The organism is Bacillus cereus group sp. BfR-BA-01309, assembly GCF_022664315.1.
Classification (GTDB): domain Bacteria; phylum Bacillota; class Bacilli; order Bacillales; family Bacillaceae_G; genus Bacillus_A; species Bacillus_A mobilis.
On the sequence record NZ_JAKUHE010000006.1, the window covers coordinates 166,803 to 185,041 of the forward strand.

The following is an 18,239-nucleotide window of genomic DNA, read 5'->3' on the forward strand; positions in this document are numbered from 1 at the left end:
GAGGTACTTTCATGGATTGTATGAAAGAATTAATGAGGTATAGTTATATGCTTATATATAAGGTTGGGGAGTATACAGGAAAGGTAAGAGATGAAGAATTAAAGGAGCTATTACAGCAGCATTTACCTTATATGTTGCAAGCATATAATGAACAAGTGAATTTTCAAGAAGGAGAGAATGTACAGCATATAACTTGTGAACCAATTTCATTTCATTTTCATGAAATGGAAAAGGAAACTGATAGTAAATATACAGGGGATGTCCATATTGCAACTTGTTATATTTCGCATTTAAAACGGTTATCACTAAAGTTCGCTCAAGTGGCAGTTGAAGTTGCGAATCCGGAATTCCGCTCTTTTTTAGAAAATTGCTTCCTGAAAATGAACCGTTATGCCTATAGTGTATGGCAATATGTTGTGAAGAAAGAATATAAGATTAAACATGTATATGAAAATGAAAAGTTTGCATAAGAAACTAAGGCGGAAAGATAGGCGCCTTAGTTTTTTACTTTTCATGGAGAAAAAAGAATAGGAGTCTATATCTATTATCGGAAAATTTACAAAAGTTTACCGTTTATTTACTATTTTTCAATCTTTCCTTTAAAAATAGAGAGTAATATGGGGTTGTACATATTCTATCTAAAGGAGGAAACGCAAATGAACAAATGGGTTAAATCATTAACTGCTATGGCACTTGCAAGTTCTTTATTAATGGTAGGTTGTAGTAAAGGTGAGGACAAGAAGAAAGAAGACGATACAACAACACAACAAGAGGGCAAAAAGGATAAAGAAACAAGTGGAACTGAGAAGTCTACGGATTCTAAAGAAAAGAAATAAAATAATAATAATAGAGCTTCCTCCTAAATATGAGGAAGCTTTTTTGTTGTAAATTGAGTGAGATTATTGAAAAATAGAGAAAGAATGAAAAGGGGGAAAACAAATGAAAGTATGTATATTGGGAGCAACTGGGCGAGTAGGTTCAAACATAATAAAATTAGCATTAAAGGATTCAGCCGAAGTGACTGCATTAGCGCGTGATGTAAATAGAATGGAAATACATCATGAAAGGTTACGAGTCATAGAAGGTAATGTATGGAATGAAAATGATATAAAGAAAGCGATAGAAGGAAGCGATATAGTAATTAGTGCACTTGGTACGGATCAAAATGGGACATTAGCGAAGAGTATGCCACAAATTATAAAGCAAATGAAAGAAGAAGGAGTTCATAAAATCATTACAATAGGAACAGCTGGTATTTTACAAGCGAGAACAAATTTAAATTTATATCGTTTTCAATCAACTGAATCAAAAAGGAAAACGACAACAGCAGCAGAAGATCATTTAGCTGCATATAAGATACTTAGTCGTAGTAATTTATGTTGGACGGTCGTTTGTCCGACGCATTTAATAGACGGTGATGCGACAGGGGTATATCGAACTGGAAAAGATGTATTACCAGAAGATGGAGCGAAAATAACAGTTGGTGATACAGCGCAATTTACGTGGAATCTATGTAGTGAAAACAAATATGAGAATAGTCGAGTCGGAATTTCCTATTAAAAAACCATCCCGAAATTGGGATGGTTAAAAGATGATATAACATACAAATATGATAATCATAATGATTTGGAGAATGGCTTTTGCTACTGTACTGCTTAAAAAACCAACTACAGTAGCAACTCCTACTAGAAAGGCGTCTTTTGGCGCTTTTTTATGCATGAGTTCTGTCATAAATACCGATAAGAACGGTATGATAATTAAACCGAATGGTGGGAAGAAAAAAGAGCCGACAATGATAGAAATCATACCGACACGTTCGCCCCATTTAGAACTCCCGTATTTCTTTAGGAAATATCCATTTGCGATAAAATCAGCAACGAAAATAAAAAGTGTGAAAATGACTTGAATAATCCAAAAGGAAGTTGTTAGTTCTCCGCCATTTATACCAAAATGGTAAATGAAATATCCAGCCCATACAGCAAGGATGCCTGGAATGATAGGGTAAATAAAGGCGAGAAATGAAACAATGAAACAGGCAATGATACAGATTGTTAATAATGCTGTCACTTTATAACTCCTTCTTCGTGTCTAATTTATGTACCGCAATTTTTTTCACTTGATGTCCATCAAGTTCTAGTGCTTTAAATTGAAAACCGGCAAATTCAATGAAATAACCAGCCTCAATATTTAAGTCCACTGCTTGAGAGAGGAACCAGCCGCCAATTGTATCTAAATCGCTATCATCAATATGTAGGCCAAACATATCATTTACTTCAGAAATGAGCACCTTTCCGTCTAAAACAGTAAGCTTAGGCGTACGTTTTTCAATCATAGGTGATTCATCTGCATCAAACTCATCTTGAATTTCTCCAATGATTTCTTCAAGAATATCTTCCATTGTTAAAAGTCCAGCAGTACCACCATATTCATCCATAACGATTGCCATCTGAACACGATTCTTTTGTAAATGTACGAGTGTTTTGCGAATTGGAACAGTTTCAAATACAGTTAGTACTGGATGTATGTAAGATTCAAGTGGCTTATGAATGCCTTTCGTTTGATCGTGAAATACTTCTTTCGTATTGATCATACCGATAATATCATCTTTATCTTTTTCGATGATAGGATAGCGTGTAAACTTTTCAGTTGCGACGATATTCATATTTTCTTCTAACGTATTTTCAGTAGATAAGCAAATCATTTCTGTACGAGGGACCATAATTTCTTTTGCAACTCGGTCGTCAAATTCAAAAATATTATTCACATATTTATATTCGGTTTGGTTTATTTCACCGCTTTTAAAACTTTCACCTAAAATGAGGCGTAGTTCCTCTTCAGAATGGGCAAGTTCATTTTCTTTCGCAGGCTCTAATCCGAGTAATTTTGTGAAAAAGATAGCTGCACTATTAAGTAACCAAATGAATGGATACATAATTTTATCAAATAAAATAAGTGGTCGTGCAAACTTAAGTGTGATTGCTTCTGCTTTTTGAATTGCGAAAGACTTTGGAACTAATTCACCTAATACAACATGGAAAAATGTAATAAAACTAAAAGCAATAATAAAGGATAAAGTATTCGCCATTGTTCCAGTAATATTAATCTTTTCAAAGAGCGGTCGTAGTAAATGTTCCACAGTTGGTTCACCAAGCCAACCAAGCCCTAAAGAAGTAATCGTAATCCCGAGCTGACAAGCTGATAAATAAACATCTAAATTAGATAGGACACTTCTTGCAGCTAAAGCTTGTTTATTGCCTTCATTTGCAAGCTGGTCAATTCGACTTTTTCGTACTTTTACAACAGCGAATTCTGATGCAACGAAAAAGCCTGAAATAAGGATAAGTATAAAGATGAGAAAAATATTTAATATGTCCAAGTGTGTTCTCTATTCCGTAGTTTGGAATAAAGATGTCACCTCCTGCAATTATGTTATACTTTTATAATAAATCCAAACGAAAAGAATAGTCAAAGAAAAAGGGTAAATATTGGTATGTTTCTGCACTAGCTTTTGAATTTGCTGTTATTTTGTCCGCTATACAAAAGGAATAACCCTCCACTTTCAGATTCTAGAGGGTTATTTCAAATTAAGGTTTTGGAATACTTCTCGTTAAAGCGTATGATTGTTGTTTAACGTGATTTGTCGTCCATAGCGTTTGAAGGAAAGAGAGTATGCAATACGGGATATACAAAAGTAGTAAGCTTATTGTAACAATTACAGGTGCATTTCCGCCGAATTGAACGATAAATTGTAATAATCCGCTTGCGTGAAAAACGCATTCCATAAAAATGAATGAGAGAATAATGGAACCTAGAATGGATTTATGATTTGAAGTAAGCGCCAAAAACAATGTATCTACAAGGAAAGAAGATTGTTTTATTTCATATTCATTTCTATTACTTAAGAAAGGAACCCACTTTTTTATTGCTTGCATAACGATAATCATGGAAGTACTACAAACGATGATGAAAGATGAGTAGTAGGGAAGTTTTATAAATTTTGCGATGTATAGGAGTAGAAATAAGACTGAGCATTGTAATAATACGGTACAAAAAGAGTACGGTATCCATCTTAATAAAGAAGTGAACTTCTTAACCGAATGAGGTGCTTTAAAAAATAAATGACCGATCCCTAAACTGATGAAGAATCCGATCGCAAGAGTAAAGGTAAAACGAACAATCGATACAAAATATATTTCCCATATGTAAGGGAATAACGGTGTTGAATGATTCGAAGTATGAACCATCTGATTTGCTGAGAAAAAGATAGATTCGTGCATCCAATCAATCTTTGGAATTGTCATAGAAGAAAGTTGTGCGAAGTTATGAAAAATGCTTATAAAGCCAGTTATGTATGAGTATTTATGTGTAATGAATAAAGCAGGAATAGGACTAATGATAAAAATAATGAGAACACCGACGATAAATTTACATATATGTGAGCGCAATAAAGACATGTAATCACCTACTCTTAGAATATTCAGAAAATTCTTATTCTTATTTTAGCTTTTTTCTGTGTAAGTTACAATATATTTTTCTTAAAGAAGTTTAGTATTGTAGAGGATATAAGTGAATGAAACGTGAATAAATTATGACAAGAAAATGAATAATTTTCAGAAAAGTAAAATAAATCATTTATTTTTTTCTGAAAATATAATATAGTTATGGCACAGAAAGTATTTTAACATAAGGAGGCTGTTTATGAGGATTAAAGGGAATTATGTGCCGAAAAGGGAAGTTCTATTTTGTTCAAGTTCAATTACAATAGGGGAAGCGCTGAAGCATTTAAATAAAACTGGCTATCGTTGTGTACCAGTTTTAGATGAAAAAAAAGAGAAATATTTAGGGAATATATATAAAGTAGATATTTTAGAATATAAAGGTTCGCTGGAAGAGAGTGTAGTACAATTATTAAACGATAAAGAAGGATATGTCAGAGAAGATTCTTCGTTCTTTAAAGTATTTTTTACAATAAAAAAATTACCTTATTTATCAGTGGTTGATGAAAAAGGAGTATTTCTTGGAATTTTAACGCATAAAAAAGTTTTTGAGTTGTTAGAAGATGCTTGGGGCGTTCATTCTAGTAAATATTCTGTCATGATTGGAACACAAGATTATAATGGGGCCATTCAAAAATTATCGACAGTATTAAAAAAATATACAGGTATCCAAAGTTTAATGACTTTTGATAATGATGCCTTATTAGTTCGTAGAATTATGTTTACATTAGGAGAAGAGTTTAACGACGGTGAATTAGAGACGTTATTGAAAGATTTAGAAGATCACGGATTTAGAGTTGTGTATGTGGAAGAGATGAAAAATCCACGTGAAGTTGAAACGATAGAGTAACATGCAAAAGCCATCTAATTATGTTGGATGGCTTTTGCTATGTTACGTGCATAAAGTTATTTGAAAATAATGATAGGGTAAAAGGTGAGATTGTAACAATATTTGTGTAAAAGAATAAAAAATGTAGATAATTTCGATTTTCAAAAAAATCAATTTGAAAATATGTTTTTATTTTTCAACTAAATATGTTACTATATGTGTGATAAAAACAAAGAGGTCTGACAACTATACTCCACGCAATACCACTCTAATGAGTTAAATATTCAAAAAAATCAAAAATTAATAGTTAGAGTAAGAATAAGGGGAATGGAGAAATTATGGAGAAGACACTGCTTTGTAAGGGGCATATTTTATCATCTTGAGCAGAGAGGAGGATGCATAGCATATTGTGAAAATAGAGATAAACAATGAAAAAGTGCTATGCAAATGAAAAGTATGAAGGGACGTTTAAGGCCAGGTGATACGGTAGCAATTGGTTTAATGTTATTTGCACTATTTTTAGGAGCAGGAAATTTAATTTTTCCACCAGTTTTAGGGCAACAAGCTGGAGAGAATGTTTGGATTGCTACAATTGGATTCCTTGTAACGGGAGTCGGATTACCCCTATTAGCTGTAACAGCTGTCGCGTTTGTAGAGGGGGACTTGAAAGCGCTATCTTCGAGAGTTCACCCTATATTTGCGTTTATTTTCCCATTAATTAGTTATTTAGCGATTGGACCATTTTTCGCGATTCCGCGTACGGGAGCCGTTTCATTTGAAATGGGTATGAAGCCATTTCTATCAGAGGCATTGGTTTCAGAATGGTACATGCTGTTTCTATTCACGATAGTTTTCTTCGGAATAACGTGGTATTTATCATTAAATCCATCTAAATTAGTGGATTGGTTCGGAAAATTTCTTACACCATTGTTAGTATTGATTGTTGCTGTTATTGTCGGAAAGGCAATTATTGATCCGATTGGAGAGCCAGCTGCGCCGCTAGCGGCATACAAAGAAAATGCTTTCTTTGGTGGATTTATACAAGGATATTTAACAATGGATGCAATCAGTGCTCTCGTATTTGGAATTGTCGTTGTACAAGTTATCCGCTCTAAAGGGATAAAAGAGAGTAGTGAAGTTGCAAAAATAACAGTAGTATCAGGTATTATTGCTGTACTTGGTTTAACGTTAATCTATTTATCACTTGCTTATCTTGGTTCAACGAGTACATCACTTGGTGTATCAGAGAATGGTGGGCTTATTTTAACGAATGTTGTAAATGAGTTATATGGAACAAGTGGTAAAGTTTTATTAGGACTTGTTATTATACTTGCTTGTTTAACAACTTCTGTTGGATTAACATCAGCTTGCGCGGGCTTCTTTACAAACTTATTCCCAAAACTTTCGCATAAAACGATTGTAACAATGGTATGTGTGTTTAGTTTAATTGTATCTAACCTAGGTTTAACACAATTAATCGCAGTTACTTTACCAGTGTTAATGATCATTTATCCAGTTGCAATTGTATTAATTGTACTTTCTTACTTCCATAAATGGATTGGGAAGCGTAATACCATTTATATTGGAGCTATTTTTGGAGCATTGTTAATTAGCTTCTTTGATGGTTTAGAAAGTGCGAACATTAAAATTGACGCGATTTCTAACGTACTACAAATGTTACCATTATATAAAGAAGGAATAGGGTGGTTAATCCCATCATGTATTGGCGGGATTCTCGGTTTCTTCTTCTATAAATCAAATGAATCAAGTGAACTACAAAAGAAAGGTGCTTAGGCGCCTTTCTTTTTTTAAAGGTGATTTTTACATTTTGTCTAAGTAATAAATGGGAGGAATGATAAAATGGCCAATTTTGAAGATTTTTTAACTTTGGATGTAAGAATTGGAACTGTAATACATGCTGAGGAATTTAAAGAAGCGAGAGTTCCAGCCATTAAGCTGAAAATTGATTTTGGAGAGCTTGGAGTTAAGCAGTCAAGTGCTCAGATTACGAAGAGATATACCCCAGAAGATTTAATCGGTCAGCAAATCGCTGCTGTTGTAAATTTTCCGCCAAAACGTGTAGCTGGATTTAAATCAGAAGTACTTGTTTTAGGAGGAGTACCTGAAGCTGGTGATGTCGTATTACTGCAGCCGAATATGGAATTACCAAATGGAACGAAAATTAGTTAGTGTAAAGGCGGGGGAACATGGATATTGGACGAGAATATTTACAATGTACCATTTCAAATTTTAAAGCAACAAAGAAACAAGGAGAGAGGGTACTTTCGCAATTATCGTATGAACAGATTGAATGGTCTTCTCATGAAGAAACAAATAGCATAGCAATCATAATTAAGCATCTGCACGGTAATATGCGTTCTAGATGGACGGATTTTTTAACATCTGATGGTGAAAAAATAGATCGTAACCGAGATGCTGAATTTGAAGGTGGCTATCATTCTAAAGAAGAGGTTCTCACAGCATGGAATAAAGGATGGGAATATGTTTTTAAAACAATGAATGTCCTAACGCCGGAACATTTATTACAGACGGTATATATTCGCGGTGAAGCACAGACTGTTATGCAAGCAATTGAAAGACAAATTTCTCATTACGCTTTGCATATTGGACAGATTATTTACATCGGTAAAATGTTAAAAGAAAATGAGTGGGAATGTTTAAGTATTCCGAGAGGACAGTCTGCACTTTATGTAGAGAAAAAACGTTCCAAATAATAATAGGAAAGAAACCGATATAAAATGGGAAATAAAAAAATAGCCCAAATAATAGAGTGTTCTGTAATCATAAGAATGCTGCCAAAAATAAGTCCATATATAATAAGAAAGAAATTAAAAAGCGTATTCACAGGGATGAATCGTGAGATGAACACTTGCTGTCGTTTAAAGCAATCACTGTGAAATAAATAAAAGCGGAAGTACGATGTGGCAGTAATAAGATCTTTCTTTCGCGCAATTCTTTTTTTGCATATATGACAGATGAATGGTGGTCGCATTTCATTACGCTCCATGTTTCATATTTATAATCATGTAAGACAAAAGTAAGTATAAAGTGTATATCCCTATATATGCTCCTGATATAAGAAAAAATGGATTTAGTAAAATACCATGAATGCTTGTCATGAAAACTAAATCTTGTATTAAAACATCGTATATATTGATAGAAATAATTGTACCGAGTACATAAAGTGCTAAGTACGCTGAAATATGTAGTGCAACACGGATTGTAGGATGCTTAGCAAGCCAATAAAAAATAAATGATAGTACAATGGGGAATGTTCCTATTAGTAGCTTCAATTCATTTCACCTCATAAACAATATAGCCGGAATTTAGACGGTCTATTCTCTAGAGCTTGTACATAACTTGGAATAGAGAGGGTGATAGTATGAATCGAGGCTTTTTTTATGTGAAATTCACAAGTGTACGTAAGTTAGTTTTATTTATTATTGCTACAGTACTAGCGACTTTTTTTCTTATTAGTATGATGGTAACTTCTATGAAAGAGACAAAGTCAACGTATTTATATAATTGGTTAAATGAGCTATCAATGAATGGTTACATGTACGTTCTTGGGAAAGAGAATCATTATTTTACACAGGAGTATCGAAATTTAAATAAAGATTTTTCGATTTCTTCTTTTCTCTTTTCGATGGCTACGAATATTCGCTTTAACGATGTTCGCAGTTTTGTCGGCAAAGAGCTACCTGGTTTTGGAAAGTACGATACAGAAATTGTAATTGCGGGTGAAGGGACAAATTATTCTAACTTACCGATAGAGTCGAGCGTTCCACTTGAAGAAGTAGTAAAAGAACGGACTGGTGAAGCTGGACAGGCTCAAAAGCCAGATACGAACAAAGAGAAAAAGCAACCGGCTCAAACGACAGGAAAAAGACAAGTTGCGTTTATTTATCATTCGCATAGTTGGGAATCTTATTTGCCGTTACTAAATTTAGCAAATGATCCCAATCCGAATAAAGCGACCAGTTCTGTCACGAATATTTCAATAGTTGGCGATCGGTTTCGTGAACAATTAGCAAGCGAAGGGATCGGAGCTACTAACGACAAGACAGATATCGGTCAAAAGTTGATTAGTAAAGGGTTAAATAGTAATAGTTCTTACAAAATGTCACGGGAAATTGTACAAGAAGCAATGACTGGTAATAAAGAACTACAATACTTTTTCGACATACATCGTGATAGTGCTCGGAAGAATGTTACGACAAAAACCATTGGCGATAAATCATATGCAAAGCTTGCATTTGTAGTAGGGAAAGGAAATAAAAACTATGAAAAAAACTTGCAATTAGCGACGGCTTTACATGAGGCGATTAGTAAGAAGTATCCAGGAGTGAGTCGAGGTGTCATTCAAAAAGGATTCCAAACAGGAAATGGTGTCTACAATCAAGACTTATCCGGGCAAGCGATATTAATTGAAGTTGGTGGTGTAGATAATACGGAGGAAGAACTAAATCGATCGATTGATGCCCTTGCTAAAGCGTTTGGTGAATATTTCTGGCAGGCAGAAAAGGTGAATGGATAAAGTGAAACATAAATAAGTGGAAGAATTTGAAAAAACGTGAGTGTAATACTTACGTTTTTTTGTCATGATGAGACGTCACAGAATAGACATAATTTGTCGTTGTTATAGTAATATCGAAATTTGTCAAATTATACTGGGAGATTTACAAAGGGATTTTCAGGAAAGTAGAGAAAATCTTTTTACAAGGAAAACTTTTTATTATGAAACTGATAGGGTGATAGAAGTGATTAGGGAGATCAAAATAGAAGATGCAGCACCATTTTTGCAATTAAGTAAGCAACTAGATGAAGAAACGAAATTTATGTTATATGAACCAGGAGAAAGAAAATTTACAGACGAGCAACAAGAACAGATGATTCATCGATTTATTGAAAATAAGTATGCAACGATATTGGTAGCAGTTGAAGATGAGAGAATCGTAGGGTTTATTTTAGTGAATGGAAATCATATTCAAAGAAAAAGACATGTAGCAAGTATTGTAATTGGTATTTTGCAAGAGTATAGCGGGCGAGGTATTGGGACGAGATTGTTTAAAGAGGCTGAGAAGTGGGCAAGATTACATGATATATGGCGTTTAGAATTAACGGTAATGGCCCACAATACAAGAGCTCAGGCACTATATACAAAAGCTGGATTTGAGAAAGAAGGTGTCAAAAGAGCTGCTCTTATTATCGATGGAGAGAACATCGATGAGTATGAAATGGCCAAATTATTAAAATAAGAGGTCGTTATATGAAAAAAAGATGGACACTACTTGGTATCGTAGCGATGATACTCATTGTTGGAGTAGCAGGAATCAATTATAAAATGTATAAGGATAAGCAGGCGCGTGAGGTAAATGTAAATAACATATTTCCGAAAGCGAAAGAAACGATTGCGAATATGGATGGTGATATTGCGGTAATTAGTAATCCAAATTCGATGCTTGTGCTTGTGAATAAAAATAGGCGTTTACCAGATGGGTATAGACCGCCAGATTTAGTTATTCCGAAAGTGCGTTACTCAAGTGAAGGTGATCAAGAAAAGAAAAAAATGAGAAAAGAGGCAGCAGGGGCGCTTGAGGAAATGTTTCAGCAAGCTGATAAGGAGGGCGTTTTTCTTTTTGCGGTTTCTGGATTTAGATCTTTTGATCGACAAAAAGCATTAAATACGATGTATAAAAAACAAGATGGAGAAGCAAAAACAGCGATGTCTAGCGCAGTTCCTGGAACGAGTGAACATCAAACTGGTCTAGCTATGGATATTACATCTCAATCTGCTAAGTTTCAATTAGAGACAATTTTTGGCGAAACGAAAGAAGGGCAGTGGCTTTCTGAAAATGCCCATAAATTTGGTTTTGTCATCCGATATACAAAAGAGAAAGAATCGCTTACAGGTTATCGATATGAACCATGGCATGTGAGGTATGTGGGAAATCCACAAGCTACATATTTATATGAAAATCAATTGACACTTGAAGAAGTAACGCAGTGAACAATTGAGGGGAGAGAAGGAGTATGACGGTGTTATATAAGAAAAAAGTACACGCATATGTAACAAGAGAAAAAGAAGGAGTTATGCAACTGCTTGTTTTTAAACATCGTGATATACCTGAAGCTGGTATACAAATACCAGGGGGAACAGTTGACGAAGGGGAAACGTTAGAAGCGGCGCTTTTACGTGAAGTACAAGAAGAATCTGGATTACGTCATTTATGCATAGAAAGATTCCTAGCCGATTACATCATACTTGTGAAAGACAAAAAAGAATATCAAAAGCGCCATTTCTTCCATGTAACGTTACTAACAGATGTAAAAGATGATTGGGAGCATATTGTAAGTGCCGGTGAGGAAGATGAAGGTTTAGTATTTTGCTACGAATGGATTGATATTGCAAAATGCCCTGAATTAGCCGGAAAACAAGGTGAGTTTTTACATTTGCTAGATGAGGTATATGTAAAGTAGTAAAAGAGTCTGAAGCGGAAGTTTATTCGTTTCAGACTTTTTTTATTTTTCAGGAAATAAAAGGTTTTTACATTGGTAAGTTGAATTCTTTTAAAGGGATTGTATTTGTATATACGAGGAGCGGAGAAAATGAACAAGTAATAAGATACATGATATCAATAAAAGGCTTTATCCCACTTTAATGGGCAGTAAGACCCCCACCTCAAAATGCAGCGAAAGCAAAGAATTTAGGTGGGGGATCAACTGCCCATTAAAGTCCGATTGGTTCAACTAATAATCAGTGGGGGATGAAGAAAACCCCCACTGATTAAAGTTTCACTTTACAGAAGGAGAATGACGATGGAGATTCAGTTCAATACACGATTACAAAAAGAATTAACAATTCATGAAATACAAGCAGCGATGGAAGCTGGGCAATTAACTTCAAAAGAATTAGTTATGTATTACCTCCATAGAATCGCAAAATATGATCAAGGCGGACCAAAAATTAATTCTATTTTAGAAATCAACCCGGATGCAATCTTTATTGCAGAAGCGTTAGATTATGAAAGAAAGATAAAAGGTGTAAGAGGTCCATTACATGGTATTCCTGTGTTACTTAAGGACAATATTGAAACGAATGATTCCATGCATACAAGTGCAGGTACGATTGCTCTAGAACAAAATATAAGTAGTGAAGATGCATTTCTTGTGACGAAACTGCGAGAAGCAGGAGCGGTCATAATAGGAAAAACAAATATGACAGAATTAGCAAATGCAATGTCATTTGACATGTGGGCTGGATATAGTGCAAGAGGTGGGCAAACAATAAACCCTTACGGTACAGGTGAGGATGATATGTTTGTTGGTGGCTCAAGTACAGGATCTGCGATAGCAGTTGCAGCTAACTTTACAGTAGTATCTGTTGGAACGGAAACAGATGCTTCTATATTAAGTCCAGCAGTTCAAAACTCTGTAGTCGGTATTAAACCGACTGTTGGTTTAATTAGTCGTAGAGGTATTATTCTGTTCACGTATTCGCAAGATACAGCCGGTCCATTTGCTAGGACAGTAACAGATGCCGCTATTTTGCTTGGGAGTTTAACTGGGGTAGATGAGAAGGATGTAGCTACTCATAAAAGTGAAGGTATAGCAGAGCGTGATTATACAAAGTATCTTGATGTTAATGGCTTACATGAAGCAAAGATTGGTGTATTTAGCAATGCACCGAAAGATTATTATGAAACTGGAGAGTACGATGAACAATTGTTTAAAGAAACAATTGAGGTGTTGCGTAGTGAGGGATCAACAGTAATAGAAAATATTGATATTCCTTCTTTTCATAGAGAATGGAGCTGGGGAGTTCCGCTTTATGAACTAAAGCATAGTTTAGATAACTATCTTTCTAAATTACCTTCTACTATGCCAGTACATTCTATTTCAGAGCTAATGGCGTTTAATGAAAACATAGCTGAAAGAGCTTTGAAATATGGGCAAACTAAGTTAGAAAGAAGAAAAGATTTTCCCAATACGTTAAGGAATCCTGAATATATAAACGCAAGATTAGAAGATATATATTTTTCGCAAGAACAAGGTATTGACTTTACACTGAAAAAATATAAACTTGATGCAATTTTATTCCCTTCCTATATCGGCTCCACTATATGTGCGAAAGCGGGTTATCCGTCTATAGCAATACCGGCGGGATATATGGATAAAGGGAGACCGTTTGGAATTACTCTTGCAAGCACGGCTTTTTCTGAGGGGACCTTGATTAAACTAGCATATGCTTTTGAACAAGCGACAAAGTATCGGAAAATCCCTAACTTATCATGAATAAAATAAATAGGACAGGAATTCCTGTCCTATTTATTTTGTTAATTAAAGTGAAATATCTTTTTGCTCTGTTTTATCATATTTTAATAAATTAAAGGATAAACAAGCAGAACATAGTATAAGGATTGAAGCGAGAATATAAATCGTACGAACACCAAATAAATCGGTAATAATTCCAACGCTAAGCATAGAAAGACCAGAAGCTGTCGAGAGGAGTGCGCCATGAGCTGTATACATTTTTGATAATAAAGTAGGAGCGACACTTGATTGTAGTACTGTCGTTTGAGAAATATCTCTAATTTGATAACATGGACCCATTAGAACGCATAGAAAAAGCGCAATAAACCCGCTACTTGTCATTCCATATAAAAATGTAAGAACACTAAACATAAGAGAACCTATCGCCATGGAACGTATTAAATTGTTTTGAATGTATGTACTCATCTTCCACGCTAATATCCCGCCAATTAACGTCCCTACATAATAACTTGTATTAATATACCCCCACCATTCTTCGCCTTTATGAAGGACAGTCGTTACATAAGCCATCGTAATAGCACCGATCCATATCGTCCCTGCGAAAGTTTCAATTAAGTCCATACATGTAACGATACGGAGAGACGGGTTCTGAAATAAGAGTTTCCAACCTTCCAATAAAGCATTGCCTTTTGAAGAAGAAGGCTCTATTACTCGTTCATTATGTATGGAACGTAATGAAACGTGTAGTGCAACACACCCGAAAATCATCAATATGTTATTCATCATAAGTGTAGAAGTAGCGCCGATAAGAAGAACAATAACACTTGTAAATGAATAAGCAGCGGCTTGCGTAATTTGTGTGGAAAAGGAAAAAATACTATTTACTTTTACTAATTTTTCTTTTCGTGTAAGGCGAGGCAGGATACTGTATAATAATGGTGCGCTCCAGCCGCTACATAATGAAATGAAAAAAATGAAAATGAATAGTGCTACAACGTTTGTGGACAGGACTGGGAATAATATCATTAATAAAAATAATAGAGCAGTTTTTGTCCATTGTAGTGTGAAAAGTAATGAATAAGATGGAAAACGATTCATTATAAGTGGTGCAGAAGTATTTGCTATAAGATTAGTTATGACTTGGAGTAATGGAAACAGAGCAGTTAATGTTGCTGATTTAGTTGTGATATACATATGGGTTGTAATAATCATGATGTATACGATGTCAGCGAGAGTAATGCATATTTTTGATCCTAAATAGTAAGTTAATGAACGATTTTGCAAATAAATACACCGCTTTCTTTAAAAAAATTCACTAGCCAGAATAATTATAATTTGGAAATTAAATTTTCGAAAGAATTTAATTTTTTGTCACTTTTTGAAAGGGATTTTCATGTATAATGAAGAATATATTAATATAGTATTTTAATAATACTCATTATAATAGTGAATATGTACAATAGCTTGTAGTAAGCGCCCATGTATAAGAAAGGGCGGATAAACCATTCTTTTTTTCATATACATATAGAAAATGAGAAAGAAAGTGAGGGTTGTATATGGCTGCTTGGGTAATTTGGTTTATAATAGCTGGTATTTTATTTATTGCAGAAATGTTGTCGATTACGTTTTATATGCTTTGGCTTGGAATTGGAGCTGTTGTCGGAGGTCTAATTGCTTTGTTTGCTCCTGATGCACTACTGTTACAAGTTATTGCTGGCGCGATTGTAAGTTTAACATTGACTTTCTTTACAAAAAGAATTTCAAAAAACTTTCGAGAAGCAAAAGGTTTTACTGATACAGTAGATATGCTAGTTGGTAAAAAAGGGATTGTTATGCAAGCGATTACAAGTGAAGCGAATGGTATTGTGAAGGTGGATGGAGATACTTGGACAGCTATTGCAGATGATCCAATTGATGCTGGAGAAAAAGTTATTGTTATAAAGAGGAATAGTACTATATTACAAGTGAAAAAGGAGAGTGAATAAATATGGCAGTAGCATTAACATTAACCATTATTTTCGCACTAATTGTTGTTACATTTATCGCATTAACAATTAAAATTATTCCACAGCAAAAAGTTGGAGTCGTTGAAAGATTTGGTAAGTTTCAGCGTATTATGGAGCCGGGATTAAATTTATTAATACCAATTGTAGACCGCGTTCGTGTATATCATGACTTACGTATTCAACAAACGAACGTACCACCGCAGAAGGTAATTACGAAAGATAATGTACAAGTAGAAATTGATACAATCATTTTCTATCAAATTGTGGAACCAGAACTTGCGACATATGGTATTTCGAACTATGAATATGGTGTTCGTAACATTACTTCTGCAACGATGCGCCAAATTATTGGTAAAATGGAACTGGATGAAACGTTATCTGGTCGTGAAAAAATTTCAACAGAAATTCGCTTAGCACTTGATGAAGCAACAGAAAAATGGGGCGTTCGTATTGAACGTGTTGAAGTTGTTGATATTAATCCGCCGAAAGATGTGCAAGCATCAATGGAAAAACAAATGAAAGCAGAACGTAATAAACGTGCGATCATATTAGAAGCGGAAGCTGCAAAACAAGATAAAGTCCTTCGTGCTGAAGGGGAAAAGCAAAGTAAAATATTAATGGCTGAAGGGGATAAAGAAGCACGTATTCGAGAAGCTGAAGGTATAAAAGAAGCAAAGGAACTAGAAGCGCAAGGGGAAGCAAGAGCGATTGAGGAAATTGCGAAAGCAGAACAAAATCGAATTGAATTACTTCGTGCAGCAGATTTAGATGAACGCGTACTCGCTTATAAATCATTTGAATCATTGATTGAGGTTGCGAAAGGACCAGCAAATAAAGTCTTTATTCCGTCTAATGCAATTGAGACGCTTGGTACACTTGGAGCGATTGGAGAAATCTTTAAAGAAAAACAAGCGAAGAAATTGCCTTCTTCAGATACACCAAAAGAACAATAAGAGTGAAAAAGAGAAATGGGATGCCATTTCTCTTTTTGTTTTTTATCATTGCATTAATTCATTGAGTACATTTTTTATTCTTAGATGAATGGGGATTACTTTATTATTTTGAAAAAATTCAATAATATGTTAAAATTTAATCTTGGTTTTAAGATGAGAAGGGGGAATAAGAATGCAAATACTACTAATAAGACACGGTGAATCCGAAGCGGACATTTTACATGTACATGAAGGGCGAGCTGATTTTGAATTAACAGAAAAAGGAAGACGGCAAGTGCAAAGGCTTGTACAGAAAGTGAAAGCAGATTTTCCGCCAGATTTCATTTGGGCAAGTACATTAAAGCGTGCTCGCGAAACTGGTGAAACGTTAGCTGAAGGAATTGGATGCCCAATTCAACTAGAAGAGGAATTAATGGAGTTTAATAACGGAGTGCAAGCTGGTTTATCATTTGAAGAAGCAAAGAAATATCCAGAGCCAAAGTTTCTTCATGATCGTTTTGAAAACGGAGAATCATTTATTGAATTTAGAATGAGAATAGAAGGAATCTTTTCTAAAATCGTGACAGAGAATACATATGATCGAATTGCAATCGTTGCACATGGTGGTGTAATAAATAGTCTATTACGTGCATTTTTCAAAATGCCAATTTCAATGGATTATTATTTTAAAATGGGAGATACGGGAATAAGCTTAATTGAAATTGATGGGGAACAAAAAACGGTACATTTCATTAATGATACGAATCATTTGGACGGGATCTAAAGACCCGTGTACAAAGTAGTGTTTTTTGATGTTGACGGTACGCTTTTAAGTGAGATTGATAGAAGTATGCACGAAAGTACAAAAGAAGCGATACAAAGATTAATAGCTAAAGGAATTCACGTAGTTGTTACTACAGGGAGACCATATAGCTTATGTTCGCAATTTAAGGAACTAGGGATACATACAATTATTTCCGCAAATGGTGCACATATTAAGTGTGGAGAAACAGTTCTACATAAATCGGTACTTTCTAGTGAAATCGTTCATGATATCTCGGGGTTTGCTGCATTACATGGTCACGGTATTTCTTATTTTACCGAGGATTTTGCAATGAACGGAATAGCCCCGGATAATGAGCGTGTAATGCAAGCGCTTAGCGAGACGTTAAATTTAGAGAAATATCCTGAAAAAAGCAGGGATTTATCTGAAGAGATTTATTGTTTATGCCTGTATGCGGATGAAATAGAATCTCAAAAGTTTATTGAAAAATACCCAATGCTTACATTTGACCGTTTTCATGGTTATGTCATAAATGTATTGGAAGATAATAAAGTATCGAAGCTAACTGCAATTCAAAAAGTATTGGAGCATTTAAACATTTGTAAATCAGAAGCGATTGCTTTTGGTGACGGTGGAAATGATATTGAGATGTTGCAGTATGTAGGATTAGGAATTGCGATGGGGAATGGCGGAGAAGTACTAAAAACAAGAGCTGATTTCGTTACAAAGAAGTCGAGTGAAGGTGGTATTTCCTTTGCCTTAAAGGAGTTTCGTCTTATTTAAAAATAATAGCTAGTCAGTTTGAAAAATTCTGTTTTTATGACAGGATTTTTTTGTAACAATATTCTTGCAATAAAAGGAAAAATGTGAGTATAATAAAAAAGTAGTTAGGTAAGC

The 18,239-nt window shown here is 34.6% G+C and carries 22 protein-coding genes; 16 read left to right on the forward strand and 6 right to left on the reverse strand.

From position 1 onward, the window contains the following. The first annotated feature begins 11 nt into the window (after positions 1-11). From MR115_RS13625 to MR115_RS13635, 3 genes are all read left to right on the forward strand, one after another. Positions 12-470, forward strand: coding sequence for a spore coat protein (locus MR115_RS13625; protein ID WP_063261342.1), 459 nt, complete (start codon positions 12-14; stop codon positions 468-470). Positions 471-656: 186 nt separating this feature from the next. Next, positions 657-836: a hypothetical protein gene (locus tag MR115_RS13630; RefSeq protein ID WP_242241652.1), complete on the forward strand. Its 180-nt coding sequence runs from the start codon at positions 657-659 to the stop codon at positions 834-836. Between the two features lie 103 nt (positions 837-939). Beyond that, complete coding sequence (locus MR115_RS13635; protein WP_242241653.1) at positions 940-1,560, forward strand: NAD(P)-dependent oxidoreductase; 621 nt, start codon at positions 940-942, stop codon at positions 1,558-1,560. A gap of 24 nt (positions 1,561-1,584) precedes the next feature. On the opposite strand, the gene MR115_RS13640 is transcribed toward MR115_RS13635, so the two are convergent. The 3 genes from MR115_RS13640 to MR115_RS13650 all read right to left on the reverse strand — a co-directional run bounded on the left by MR115_RS13640 (position 1,585) and on the right by MR115_RS13650 (position 4,454). Next, complete coding sequence (locus tag MR115_RS13640; RefSeq protein WP_098586080.1) at positions 1,585-2,067, reverse strand: DUF456 domain-containing protein; 483 nt, start codon at positions 2,065-2,067, stop codon at positions 1,585-1,587. Between the two features lies 1 nt (position 2,068). Then, positions 2,069-3,376: a hemolysin family protein gene (locus tag MR115_RS13645; protein ID WP_061676432.1), complete on the reverse strand. Its 1,308-nt coding sequence runs from the start codon at positions 3,374-3,376 to the stop codon at positions 2,069-2,071. Positions 3,377-3,584: 208 nt separating this feature from the next. After that, the gene (locus tag MR115_RS13650; RefSeq protein WP_242241654.1) at positions 3,585-4,454 is read right to left on the reverse strand and encodes a hypothetical protein; all 870 of its coding nucleotides are present in this window, start codon (positions 4,452-4,454) and stop codon (positions 3,585-3,587) included. 244 nt (positions 4,455-4,698) lie between these two features. Here MR115_RS13650 and cbpA point away from each other — a divergent pair, with 244 nt between their 5' ends. The 4 genes from cbpA to MR115_RS13670 all read left to right on the forward strand — a co-directional run bounded on the left by cbpA (position 4,699) and on the right by MR115_RS13670 (position 8,060). Then, positions 4,699-5,346 carry a cyclic di-AMP binding protein CbpA gene (gene cbpA / locus MR115_RS13655; RefSeq protein ID WP_242241655.1) on the forward strand — a complete coding sequence of 216 codons (648 nt, stop codon included), beginning with the start codon at positions 4,699-4,701 and terminating at the stop codon, positions 5,344-5,346. Between the two features lie 435 nt (positions 5,347-5,781). Further along, positions 5,782-7,119 (forward strand): branched-chain amino acid transport system II carrier protein BrnQ4, encoded by a 1,338-nt coding sequence (brnQ4, locus tag MR115_RS13660; RefSeq protein WP_396133800.1) that lies wholly within the window; start codon positions 5,782-5,784, stop codon positions 7,117-7,119. A 66-nt stretch (positions 7,120-7,185) separates the two neighbouring features. Beyond that, on the forward strand, positions 7,186-7,515 hold the full coding sequence (gene csaA / locus MR115_RS13665) for a chaperone CsaA (RefSeq protein WP_071721684.1): 330 nt from the start codon (positions 7,186-7,188) through the stop codon (positions 7,513-7,515). Positions 7,516-7,532: 17 nt separating this feature from the next. Beyond that, positions 7,533-8,060 carry a DUF1572 domain-containing protein gene (locus MR115_RS13670; protein ID WP_242241656.1) on the forward strand — a complete coding sequence of 176 codons (528 nt, stop codon included), beginning with the start codon at positions 7,533-7,535 and terminating at the stop codon, positions 8,058-8,060. Here the strand turns inward: MR115_RS13670 and MR115_RS13675 are convergent. Both MR115_RS13675 and MR115_RS13680 read right to left on the reverse strand, forming a co-directional pair. Continuing rightward, positions 8,033-8,338, reverse strand: a complete 306-nt coding sequence (locus MR115_RS13675; protein WP_242241657.1) for a permease — start codon at positions 8,336-8,338, stop codon at positions 8,033-8,035. The two genes, MR115_RS13670 and MR115_RS13675, sit on opposite strands and share 28 nt — an antisense overlap. A 4-nt stretch (positions 8,339-8,342) precedes the next feature. Continuing rightward, positions 8,343-8,639 (reverse strand): hypothetical protein, encoded by a 297-nt coding sequence (locus MR115_RS13680; protein WP_242241658.1) that lies wholly within the window; start codon positions 8,637-8,639, stop codon positions 8,343-8,345. A gap of 89 nt (positions 8,640-8,728) precedes the next feature. Between MR115_RS13680 and spoIIP the strand changes: the two genes are divergently transcribed. The 5 genes from spoIIP (at position 8,729) to MR115_RS13705 (ending at position 13,641) form a co-directional block, all read left to right on the forward strand. Further along, positions 8,729-9,883: a stage II sporulation protein SpoIIP gene (gene spoIIP / locus MR115_RS13685; protein WP_242241659.1), complete on the forward strand. Its 1,155-nt coding sequence runs from the start codon at positions 8,729-8,731 to the stop codon at positions 9,881-9,883. 223 nt (positions 9,884-10,106) lie between these two features. Next, positions 10,107-10,604, forward strand: coding sequence for a GNAT family N-acetyltransferase (locus tag MR115_RS13690; RefSeq protein ID WP_242241660.1), 498 nt, complete (start codon positions 10,107-10,109; stop codon positions 10,602-10,604). A gap of 11 nt (positions 10,605-10,615) precedes the next feature. Continuing rightward, positions 10,616-11,356, forward strand: coding sequence for a M15 family metallopeptidase (locus MR115_RS13695; RefSeq protein WP_073518574.1), 741 nt, complete (start codon positions 10,616-10,618; stop codon positions 11,354-11,356). Between the two features lie 23 nt (positions 11,357-11,379). After that, positions 11,380-11,826: an NUDIX hydrolase gene (locus MR115_RS13700; protein ID WP_061676422.1), complete on the forward strand. Its 447-nt coding sequence runs from the start codon at positions 11,380-11,382 to the stop codon at positions 11,824-11,826. A 339-nt stretch (positions 11,827-12,165) separates the two neighbouring features. Beyond that, on the forward strand, positions 12,166-13,641 hold the full coding sequence (locus MR115_RS13705; RefSeq protein ID WP_242241661.1) for an amidase family protein: 1,476 nt from the start codon (positions 12,166-12,168) through the stop codon (positions 13,639-13,641). A gap of 45 nt (positions 13,642-13,686) precedes the next feature. Here MR115_RS13705 and MR115_RS13710 read toward each other — a convergent pair whose 3' ends face one another. Beyond that, positions 13,687-14,904 (reverse strand): MFS transporter, encoded by a 1,218-nt coding sequence (locus MR115_RS13710; protein ID WP_242241662.1) that lies wholly within the window; start codon positions 14,902-14,904, stop codon positions 13,687-13,689. A gap of 272 nt (positions 14,905-15,176) precedes the next feature. Here MR115_RS13710 and MR115_RS13715 point away from each other — a divergent pair, with 272 nt between their 5' ends. The 4 genes from MR115_RS13715 (at position 15,177) to MR115_RS13730 (ending at position 18,125) form a co-directional block, all read left to right on the forward strand. Then, complete coding sequence (locus tag MR115_RS13715; RefSeq protein WP_061676419.1) at positions 15,177-15,605, forward strand: NfeD family protein; 429 nt, start codon at positions 15,177-15,179, stop codon at positions 15,603-15,605. Positions 15,606-15,607: 2 nt separating this feature from the next. Beyond that, positions 15,608-16,579: an SPFH domain-containing protein gene (locus MR115_RS13720; RefSeq protein WP_000257391.1), complete on the forward strand. Its 972-nt coding sequence runs from the start codon at positions 15,608-15,610 to the stop codon at positions 16,577-16,579. Positions 16,580-16,751: 172 nt separating this feature from the next. Next, positions 16,752-17,342, forward strand: a complete 591-nt coding sequence (locus MR115_RS13725; protein ID WP_151035409.1) for a histidine phosphatase family protein — start codon at positions 16,752-16,754, stop codon at positions 17,340-17,342. A 6-nt stretch (positions 17,343-17,348) separates the two neighbouring features. After that, entirely contained in the window at positions 17,349-18,125 is a 777-nt protein-coding gene (locus tag MR115_RS13730) for a Cof-type HAD-IIB family hydrolase (RefSeq protein WP_242241663.1), read from the forward strand. Positions 18,126-18,239 lie beyond the last annotated feature (114 nt).

Bases quoted from the DNA above. Each gene is read 5' to 3' on its own strand.
- spoIIP (WP_242241659.1), top strand. From the start codon at position 8,729: ATGAATCGAGGCTTTTTTTATGTGAAATTCACAAGTGTACGTAAGTTA.
- MR115_RS13705 (WP_242241661.1), top strand. From the start codon at position 12,166: ATGGAGATTCAGTTCAATACACGATTACAAAAAGAATTAACAATTCAT.
- MR115_RS13650 (WP_242241654.1), bottom strand. From the start codon at position 4,454: ATGTCTTTATTGCGCTCACATATATGTAAATTTATCGTCGGTGTTCTC.
- MR115_RS13670 (WP_242241656.1), top strand. From the start codon at position 7,533: ATGGATATTGGACGAGAATATTTACAATGTACCATTTCAAATTTTAAA.
- cbpA (WP_242241655.1), top strand. From the start codon at position 4,699: ATGAGGATTAAAGGGAATTATGTGCCGAAAAGGGAAGTTCTATTTTGT.
- MR115_RS13635 (WP_242241653.1), top strand. From the start codon at position 940: ATGAAAGTATGTATATTGGGAGCAACTGGGCGAGTAGGTTCAAACATA.
- MR115_RS13720 (WP_000257391.1), top strand. From the start codon at position 15,608: ATGGCAGTAGCATTAACATTAACCATTATTTTCGCACTAATTGTTGTT.
- MR115_RS13695 (WP_073518574.1), top strand. From the start codon at position 10,616: ATGAAAAAAAGATGGACACTACTTGGTATCGTAGCGATGATACTCATT.
- MR115_RS13625 (WP_063261342.1), top strand. From the start codon at position 12: ATGGATTGTATGAAAGAATTAATGAGGTATAGTTATATGCTTATATAT.
- MR115_RS13725 (WP_151035409.1), top strand. From the start codon at position 16,752: ATGCAAATACTACTAATAAGACACGGTGAATCCGAAGCGGACATTTTA.
- MR115_RS13715 (WP_061676419.1), top strand. From the start codon at position 15,177: ATGGCTGCTTGGGTAATTTGGTTTATAATAGCTGGTATTTTATTTATT.
- brnQ4 (WP_396133800.1), top strand. From the start codon at position 5,782: ATGAAGGGACGTTTAAGGCCAGGTGATACGGTAGCAATTGGTTTAATG.
- csaA (WP_071721684.1), top strand. From the start codon at position 7,186: ATGGCCAATTTTGAAGATTTTTTAACTTTGGATGTAAGAATTGGAACT.
- MR115_RS13675 (WP_242241657.1), bottom strand. From the start codon at position 8,338: ATGCGACCACCATTCATCTGTCATATATGCAAAAAAAGAATTGCGCGA.
- MR115_RS13700 (WP_061676422.1), top strand. From the start codon at position 11,380: ATGACGGTGTTATATAAGAAAAAAGTACACGCATATGTAACAAGAGAA.
- MR115_RS13630 (WP_242241652.1), top strand. From the start codon at position 657: ATGAACAAATGGGTTAAATCATTAACTGCTATGGCACTTGCAAGTTCT.